The sequence below is a fragment of the uncultured Brachyspira sp. genome (assembly GCF_944390595.1).
Classification (GTDB): domain Bacteria; phylum Spirochaetota; class Brachyspiria; order Brachyspirales; family Brachyspiraceae; genus Brachyspira.
In genome coordinates, this window is the sequence record NZ_CALXRN010000119.1 from 61,652 (window position 1) to 70,924 (window position 9,273).

At 25.6% G+C, this 9,273-nt stretch carries 10 protein-coding genes; all 10 read left to right on the plus strand.

All coding sequences use genetic code 11. The features are described 5' to 3' along the window. Positions 1-12: 12 nt before the first annotated feature. Positions 13-1,062 (plus strand): hypothetical protein, encoded by a 1,050-nt coding sequence (locus Q0J90_RS06810; protein WP_297277185.1) that lies wholly within the window; start codon positions 13-15, stop codon positions 1,060-1,062. A 116-nt stretch (positions 1,063-1,178) separates the two neighbouring features. Beyond that, positions 1,179-2,153, plus strand: coding sequence for a galactose-1-phosphate uridylyltransferase (gene galT / locus Q0J90_RS06815; RefSeq protein ID WP_297277186.1), 975 nt, complete (start codon positions 1,179-1,181; stop codon positions 2,151-2,153). Then, complete coding sequence (locus Q0J90_RS06820) at positions 2,154-3,149, plus strand: glycosyltransferase (RefSeq protein WP_297277187.1); 996 nt, start codon at positions 2,154-2,156, stop codon at positions 3,147-3,149. A 165-nt stretch (positions 3,150-3,314) separates the two neighbouring features. After that, positions 3,315-3,740: a hypothetical protein gene (locus Q0J90_RS06825; RefSeq protein WP_297277188.1), complete on the plus strand. Its 426-nt coding sequence runs from the start codon at positions 3,315-3,317 to the stop codon at positions 3,738-3,740. 131 nt (positions 3,741-3,871) lie between these two features. Next, the gene (gene cmk, locus Q0J90_RS06830; protein WP_297277189.1) at positions 3,872-4,549 is read left to right on the plus strand and encodes a (d)CMP kinase; all 678 of its coding nucleotides are present in this window, start codon (positions 3,872-3,874) and stop codon (positions 4,547-4,549) included. Between the two features lie 46 nt (positions 4,550-4,595). Beyond that, a complete protein-coding gene (locus Q0J90_RS06835) occupies positions 4,596-6,266 on the plus strand; it encodes a S1 RNA-binding domain-containing protein (RefSeq protein ID WP_297277190.1) in 1,671 nt (556 codons plus the stop codon). A gap of 119 nt (positions 6,267-6,385) precedes the next feature. Then, entirely contained in the window at positions 6,386-7,507 is a 1,122-nt protein-coding gene (locus tag Q0J90_RS06840; protein WP_297277191.1) for a glycosyltransferase, read from the plus strand. Between the two features lie 9 nt (positions 7,508-7,516). Continuing rightward, positions 7,517-7,984, plus strand: a complete 468-nt coding sequence (locus Q0J90_RS06845) for a hypothetical protein (RefSeq protein ID WP_297277192.1) — start codon at positions 7,517-7,519, stop codon at positions 7,982-7,984. Then, on the plus strand, positions 7,977-8,996 hold the full coding sequence (locus Q0J90_RS06850; protein ID WP_297277193.1) for an iron ABC transporter permease: 1,020 nt from the start codon (positions 7,977-7,979) through the stop codon (positions 8,994-8,996). Before Q0J90_RS06845 ends, Q0J90_RS06850 begins: the two co-directional genes overlap by 8 nt. 11 nt (positions 8,997-9,007) lie before the next feature. After that, positions 9,008-9,273: ABC transporter ATP-binding protein (locus tag Q0J90_RS06855; RefSeq protein WP_297277194.1), on the plus strand; the 266-nt coding region annotated here is incomplete at its 3' end.

The window sequence follows — 9,273 nt, forward strand, 5'->3', positions numbered from 1 at the left end:
TATGGTTTTTACATGTACAAAAACAAAAAAATATATTTACTTTCTTTTTTTAGTTTTAACCTTTATCCAACATCCTTAAGATTTTTAGAGCAAGCTAATGAATTTAATATTTTTGATAATATATTTCTATACAATGAATATACACTGCCTAAAGATGAACAATTTGATAATATATTGAAAAGTAAGTTAAATGCTAATATTAGAGGTTTCGGCTATTGGTGTTGGAAACCTTTTATTGTATTAAAAACTTTAGAAAACATAGAATATGGAGATATATTAGTATATGCTGATATAGGATGTCATTTAAGTAAAAATGGCATGAATAGATTTTATGAATATTTAGATACTGTTATTGAAAATAATAGTATGTGTGCCATTTTAGGTACAAAAGAAAAAACATTTACAAAAGCTGATTTATTCAATTATTTTAATAAATTAGATGATAAAAATATAACAGATACTTGTCAAAGACCTGCTACTTTTTTTATTTTGGAAAAAACGGATAAAAATATTGATTTTGTCAAAAAGTGGCTTCAAGTTTTTTATGATGATTTTTCATTAGTAGATGACAGCCCATCAAAAATACCTAATTTTGAAGGTTTTATGGAAAATAGACATGATCAAAGTGTATTTTCCGTACTTTCTAAGATATATGAATTAAAAGCCATAACATCTTACGAATTTGATTCCAAAGATTATAAATATCCAATATTATTTATGCGTGATAAAAAAGATATATACGATTTTATTATAGATAAAACATGCGGAAAATCAATAAAAAAAATTTCTTGGTTTATATCATCATTTGAAAAAAGAGAAACTTTTAGAAAATATATTAAACTAAATTTAAAACAGTTAATAATAATATATTTTACTGAAAACAAAGATTTTAAAAAATTTAATTATACAGGATGTAATAATTTATTACTAGATATTTTAATAAAATTGTCTATTATAAAACTTAAAAAAGAGTTAATATCAGGAATAAAAAAGAATAAAGGTACTATAGAATTTACTATAAATAAAATGAATAAATATACAAATCCTTTCCAAAATATTTAATTCTATTTACTCATATTACATTTTTTATATTACATATATATTTTTGTATTGTTTATTATAAAAAAAAGTATATAATTAGAATTAGATAAACCCAGCTATGATAAGGAGAATTTAATATGGCAGAATTGCGTTACAATCCATTATTAGGAGATTATGTTATGACAGCAAGTCATAGACAATCTCGACCACAAATGCCTCAAAACTATTGTCCATTTTGTCCAGGAAGCGGTAAAGTTCCAGATAATTATGATGTTCATAAATATGACAATGATTTTCCGGCTTTATCTTTTGAGCCTCCTTATCCTGATTCAGTAGATAATGGTAAATTATTTAAAACAGCTCCTGCCATTGGTAAATGCGAGGTTATATTATATTCTCCTGACCATACAACAACATTGCCTGAACTTCCTGTTGAACATATTGCTAAACTTGTTGCTTTATGGCAGGAAAGAATGAAAGCTATAGCAGAAAATAAAAAAATAAAATATATAATGCCTTTTGAAAATAAAGGAGAAGTTGTAGGTGTTACAATGCCTCATCCTCATGGTCAAATATATGGTTATAGCTGGATCCCTTTGAGAATAAAGAGAAAAATAGAAATGGCGGCAAGCTATTATAATGTTCATTGCAGAAATTTATTTATGGATATGATAGAACAGGAATTAAATGACAATAGAAGAATAATATTTGATAATGAACATTTTGTATGTTTCCTTCCCTTTGCATCTGAATATCCTTACGGTATAATGATAATGCCTAAAAAACAAACAATTTCTATTACAGATTTTAATAAAGAAGAAAGCGTATCTCTTGCTGATGCTTTGAAAAAGGCTACTTCAACATTAGATTTATTATTTGATATGAAATTTCCTTATATGATGTGTATGTATAGTGCTCCTGTAAATGATGGTTTTAATTATAAAGATATATGGAATTATCATATAGAATTTTTTCCGCCTATGAGAAGCAAAGAAAAACAGAAATTTAATGCTTCTTCTGAAACGGGTGCTTGGGCTCCTTGCAACCCTACCAGCCCTGAAGAAATGGCTGCTCAATTAAGAACTGCCTACATTAGGCTTATGGGAATGTAAGTGTCGCTAAAAATTACAATCATTATTCCTCATAGAATTGGTGAAAATATACAGCATACATTAGAAGGGGTATATCTATCTAATTATCCCATAGAAAATATAGAAATTTTTCAAGCTGAAGGGACTCATCCTACAGTTCAAAGAAATGAGTGTATTAAACAATCTGCCGGAGATATAATTTACTTTATAGATAATGATTCTATTATAAATTCTGACAATATAAAAAAAGCAGCAGAAATATTTGAAAAAGATAAAAATGTTGCAATAGTAGGAGGACCTGCAATTCATAAAGTTAACTCTACTATAGAAATGTATATTGATAATTGTATGCGTTCATATTATGCTGTAGGACCTATAGCCAATAGATATAGTGTTGATAAATCAGACTCAAAAGAAGGCACAGATAAGGATGTTATACTTTGCAATCTTTTTATAAGACATGATGTATTAATTGAGGCAGGGCTTTTTAATGAAAGTTTATATCCCAATGAAGAAAATGCTCTAATAGATAAAATACTTTCTTTAGGATATAAATTAATATATGATCCTAGTATAATAGTTCAAAGACCGCCAAGAGAAAATTTAAAATCCTATATAAAAATGCTTCTTAATTACGGCAGAGGAAGATTTGAGCAGTTATTTAGAGATTTTAATAAAAAAAATTTGATATTCACATTACCTGCCTTCTTTTCTACATATATAATATCAATTCCATTTATATTATTTTTATATTTTCATACAAATAATTTAATCATAACTTCATATTTTATACCATTTATTATTTATTCTGTTATAACATTATTAGCAGGAATAATAACATCATTAAGAGACCGAGGAATAAAAAATAAAATAAGAGGAATATTCATTTATCCATTTATGTTTTTTATTACACATTTCTTTTACGGACTAGGATTTTTCTATTGTTTGATTAGAATTATCAGCGGATTTCAAAGAATAGCAAAATTTTCTATAAAAAAGCATAAATCTTTTGAATAATATAAATTAAATAAAAAATTCTTACAATTTCATATTGAAAATAAAAATAAATTATATACTATTTACATACTGATTTTTTAAAGGACTTTAATTTATAAAAAAATGAAACACTATATTAAATATATTGCATGTATTTTAAGTATTTTTACATGCAGTTTACACTCTATGTACAATTTTAATGTTAATGAATCTTTTTTTGGAAAAAAAGATTCTAATCCTTCTGTTGTAGATATAGATGATATAAAATTTGAAGACTATTCAATGAATTTAAGTATTATCGATTTCCCTATGCTTAGTACTTTTTTAACTGTAAAAAATAAGCTTCCAATTTTATCTATATTTTTAGATCTATATAAATTTATGGGCTATGATGAAAACGTAAGAACCTACATAAGTTATTGGAATTTCTTCAGAACATTAAAAACTATAGAATGGTATTTTGTAGAAAATAATGATAATATTTCAGTTTCATTTACTTATTCAAGCAGTATGAATGTCGATTATCATTCAATGATAAGAGATTTGTCGGCATCTTACAGCAGATTTAGATTAGATACAAATATTTTACTCGGAATACATTTTTATTTATAGAATATATTATTTATTAAGAAAAATATTTAATTTTCTTAATAAAGTTTGTATTTATTAAAATAAAAATTTGCAAATTATAATTATTTATGATATAGTGTATAGAAAATTATATTAACTAAAAAAGGTTATAGGTGTCTGATTCTAGTAAATACGAAATAATAACGCTTGATGGTCCTTCTGGAGCTGGCAAAAGCACAATAGCTAAATTAGTAGCTAAAAAGCTATCTTTCAAATATTTAGACACAGGGGCTATGTATAGAGCCGTAACCTTATATATTATTAAAAATAATATAGATATAGATGATAAAACAGAAGTCATATCTGCTCTTAATAATTTAGATATAAATTTTGACGGCGGTGGAAAGATATACTTAAATAATGAAGATGTATCTGAAGCTATAAGAAGCATTGAAGTTGTAAATTTAGTATCCAAAGTATCTTCTATTAGTGTAGTTAGACAAAATATGGTATCATTACAAAGAAAAATAGCTAAAGACGGAATGTATGTTATAGACGGCAGAGATATAGGAAGTGTTGTTTTTCCAAATGCCAAATATAAATTTTATATAGATGCTTCTTTAGATGAAAGAGCTAAAAGAAGACATGCTGAGGAAATATCTAAAGGCAAAAATATCACTTATGATGAAGTGAAAGAAAGCATTAGAAAAAGAGATGAGTTTGACTCAAATAGAGAAGACAGTCCGCTTGTAGTACCGGAAAATGCCTGCATTATAGATACTACCAGCATGACTATAAATGAAGTTGTTGAAAAAATCACAAATGTGGTTTTAAATATAAAATCTAATTAATAAATTAGATATTTTAACCTGTGAAAGTACAGGAGGGAGAAGGACGATGGAAGATAATAAAAATTTACCAAATAATGATGATCAAGAGTTATTTCTTAAAGCTGTTGAAGGCTTAAAAGATAATAGTTCTATAGGTCATAAAAAGACAGTAAAAGGTAAAGTAGTACAAGTTGATGAATCTGATGTTTTTATAGATTTTGATTTCAAATCTGAAGGTAAAATTAAAAGAAGCGAATTTGATAAAGAGCCTGTTATTGGAGAAGAAGTTGAAGCTGTTATTACAGGAGAGGATGATAATAATATATTGTTATCTAAAGTTGAAGTAGATAAAAGAAAAGCACAGGACATAATAGATAATGCTGTTAGAAACAACACTACAGTTAAAGGGGTTGTTAAATATATTACTAAAGGAGGATTCACTGTTTCTATAAGCGGACATCCTGCTTTTTGTCCTTTTTCCTTAATAGATATAGCAAAAGGAATTAAAGATACTGATCATATTGGTAAAGAATATGAGTTTAAAATTATAAAAAAAGATAAAAAAGACGTTGTAGTATCAAGAAAAGCATTATTAGAAGAAACTCAGAATAAAAACATAGAATCTTTCCTAGATAATTTAAAAGAAAATGAAATAATAAGCGGTAAAGTAAAAAATATAGAAAAATTTGGTGCTTTTATTGAAATAACTCCAGGATTCGACGGTTTTCTTGCTATACCTAATATGTCTTGGGATAAAGTTATAAATCCTAAATCTATCATATCTAAAGGCGACGAAAGAATGTTCAAAGTTCTTTCTGTTGATAAAGAAAAACGTAAAGTTGATTTAGGACTTAAGCAGTTAGATGAAGATCCATGGAGTAAATTTGTTGAACAATATCATGTAAATGATGTTATCAGCGGCGAAGTTACAAATGTTAAAAAATTCGGTGCTTTTGTCAAAGTAGCTAATGGTATAGAAGGACTTGTTCATATATCTGATTTAAGCTGGAATTCACATGTTAATAGTCCTAATGATTTCGTTAAAAAAGGTGATTTCTTAGAGTGTAAAATATTAGATATGAATGTTCTTGAAAGAAAATTAACTTTAGGATTAAAGCAAGTTAAAGAAAATCCTTGGGATACTGTTGAAAAAGATTTCCCGGCAAAATCCAGCGTAAAATGTAAAGTTAAAAGAATTATTAAAGGCTTTACAGTATTTGAACTTCCTAATGGTTTGGAAGGAACATGCGATATGAGCGATTTTGATTGGAAAAATAATGTTGTAAACATGAAAGACTATGTTAAAGAAGGTGAAGAAGTTAATATGGTTATCATGTCTATAGACAGAGATAAGCAAAAAATAAAATTAAGCTATAAACATACTAAAGAAAGTCCTTGGAGATTATTTGAAAAAGCTCATCCTCAAGGTTCTATAGTGGATGGTGTAGTAAAAGCTATTGTTGATTCAGGTGCTATTATTTCTTTAGAAAATGATTTAGAAGGATATATGCATGTTTCTCAAGTTGAAATACCAAAAGGAAGCACTTTAGAAGAAACTGTAAAAGTAGGAGAAACTTATCCTTTCGTTGTAAGAGAAGTTAATCAAAGTAAGAAAAGAATATCTCTTTCAAGAAGAGAATATTTAGAAGTCCAAAACAAAAAAGAAACTCAAAATTATATTTCAAAAGCTGAACCTACATCTTTAACTTACAATCCATTTGATAATATTAAAAACTAATATTTTATAATATAAAAAATTAAATCCTAATGTTATAATAACATTAGGATTTTTTATTTACTTGACAACTATGTTTTTTTATATATAATTTTTGTATATTTTTTAGAGGTAAAATAATAATGAAAAAAATATTAATAATATATTCTGAATATACTGGTCATGGACATAAAAGTGCTAATGAAGCTTTAGCAAATGCTTTTCATAAGATTTATGGAGAGGAAATTGTATGTAAATCTATAAACGGATTTAAATTAGGCGATTTTGAGATGATTTCAGCAGAAAGGCTTTATAATATATGTGTTAAATATTTCCCTAATATATGGGGTAAAATCTTTAATTTTTCTAATAATGGCAGTATTACCGTAAATAAACAAATTTCTAGAAAAATAAAACGCAGATTTTTGAAAATAATAGATAGTTATAAGCCGGATTTAATATTAAGCGTCCATCCGTTATTTAATGGAAGTATATTAAACGTTTTAGAAAAAAATAAATTAGATACAAAAATGTATATATTATTAACAGATCTAGTAAGTGTAACAAATATATGGCTTGACAACAGAGCAGACAGAATAATAAGCCCCTCTAAAGAAGCTACTGATTTTATTATAAACAACAACATTGATAAAGATAAAGTTGTAACTTTTGGGATACCTGTAAGAGATCATTTTAAAGCACCATTTGATAGTTTAGAAGAGCTTAAAAAAAATACAAACATAAACGGAAAATTAAGAGTTTTAATATTAAATAACACAGAAAGATCCAAAAGAATATTTTATATGATAAGAAATCTGCATGAAAAATATGACTGCGATGTCACAGTTGTATGTGGAAGAAATAAGAATAATTATAAAAAATTAAAATACAGATTAAGAAACTATCAAAGAGAAGTTAATGTTATAGGATATACTAAAGAATTATTCAAATTATTCTATGATAATGATATTTTAATAACTAGATGCGGTTCTCTATCTATAGTTGAAGCTATTAATTGTATTATACCTATAATTTCTATGGGAGCATTGCCTGGACAGGAAGAAGGCACACCTATGTATTTGGAAGAAAACGGATTGGGATATAGTACTTCTTCTACTGATGATATTTTTAATAAAATAGATTTATTGATAGCAAATAATAGAGAAGGTTTAGTTAAAATGAGAGAAGCACAATTTAACTATTATGGCAGAAATGTTACTGATAAAATAGTAAAATATATAGCTGATGATTTACTTGGTTCATGAGGTAAAAAATTGATTAGCAATATAAAAATGAAGGAACTCATATCAGATATAGATTTTTCATTAATAGAACCTAAAAACTACTATTCTATATCACAAAAAGAAAATCAAAATAATGAAAAATATTGGACTGTAAATAAAGAAATTGATTGTACTTTATGCGGCACTTCTGCAAGCGGATTAGAATTAACACATTATGAATATGATGAAAATGAAATATATATATCAAACAGTAAAAATTTAAAAGATGTTTTAAATCTTTCATTAAAAATTTTTGTATCTATAAAGAAAATACTTCAAGAAAACTATAATGATACAGTGTTTGATATTATATTTTCTATAATTTTAGGAGAAAAAGATATAGCTCCTCATGCTGTAATTAGATTTTATGCTATTAGAGATAATTTCAGAATAATAGATTTAAAAGATATTGAAAACTTTAAATTAGAAGCTGTTTTAATAGATACTGTTAATGATTAAAAATAATTCTATGAAAAATCTAAGAAAAATAATTATACTTTTAATATTAGCATTTGTGTCTATGATAATTTCAATAAGTGTAGGAAGCGTATACATATCTCCTAAAGAAATAGCTGCTGCATTTTTATATAAAATATTCAACATAGAATTAATAAAAGATTTAAACAAAATAAATATTGATATAATATTTAATATAAGATTTTCTCATACTATATTAGCTTTTTTTACAGGTGCTTCTTTATCAATAACAGGAACTATAATACAATCAATTTTAAGAAATCCATTAGCATCAACCTATAATTTAGGAGTATCATCCGGAGCAGGACTTGGAGTATCAATATTAATAGTTTTAGGTATAAATTATTCTCAGATTTTGTATATATTTTCTGCTATTGCATTTGCTTTTATAACAATTATAATTATTTTGGCAATATCAAAAACTATAGACAAATATATGAATAATAATTCTATAATACTTGCAGGAATAATTATATCCTTATTTGTAAATTCAATAATGAGTTTTTTGACATACTTATTCCCAAAATACTCTAATAGAATAATCATGTGGCAGCTTGGAAGTTTATCATTAAAGAATTGGAATTTAATATTTATAATTATTTTTATAACTATAATATTTTTTATTATATCGATGCATTATTCTAATGTTTTGGATATTATGACATTCGGAGATAATACAGTCTATTCATTAGGAATAAATACTAAATATATGAAAATATTTTTTATAATAATATCATCTTTTGTTACTTCAATTATAGTATCATTCGTAGGTATAATAGGATTTATTGATTTAGCATCGCCTCATATTGCAAGGAAATTATTTTCTGCTAAGCATATAATGGTAATACCAATGTCTGCATTAATAGGAGGAATATTATTAGTAATATCAGATATTCTATCAAGGGTAATAATTCAAGGTTCAAATATACCTATAGGAATTATAACTGCTGTAATAGGGGCTCCATTCTTCTTTTATATATTTATAAAAAAATAGGAATATAATAAATGCTTAAAGTAAATAAATTATCATTTTCTTATAATAAACAGGATAAAATACTGCATGATATATCTTTCAATATTAAAGAAGGTGAAATTTTATGTATATTGGGTCCTAACGGATGCGGAAAAACTACTTTATTAAAATCATTATGTAAAATAACAGATTTTGAAGGAAATATATATATAGACGGAGAAGATATAAGAAATAAAGATAGAATATATATTGCCAAAAAAATAGCATTTATGAGTCAAATGTCTGATATATATTTTGA

What these genes read in the sequence shown, in the direction of transcription:
- Q0J90_RS06810 (WP_297277185.1), top strand. Translation starts at nt 13, where the DNA reads ATGTACAAAAACAAAAAAATATATTTACTTTCTTTTTTTAGTTTTAAC.
- Q0J90_RS06840 (WP_297277191.1), top strand. Translation starts at nt 6,386, where the DNA reads ATGAAAAAAATATTAATAATATATTCTGAATATACTGGTCATGGACAT.
- Q0J90_RS06825 (WP_297277188.1), top strand. Translation starts at nt 3,315, where the DNA reads ATGTACAATTTTAATGTTAATGAATCTTTTTTTGGAAAAAAAGATTCT.
- Q0J90_RS06835 (WP_297277190.1), top strand. Translation starts at nt 4,596, where the DNA reads ATGGAAGATAATAAAAATTTACCAAATAATGATGATCAAGAGTTATTT.
- galT (WP_297277186.1), top strand. Translation starts at nt 1,179, where the DNA reads ATGGCAGAATTGCGTTACAATCCATTATTAGGAGATTATGTTATGACA.
- Q0J90_RS06850 (WP_297277193.1), top strand. Translation starts at nt 7,977, where the DNA reads ATGATTAAAAATAATTCTATGAAAAATCTAAGAAAAATAATTATACTT.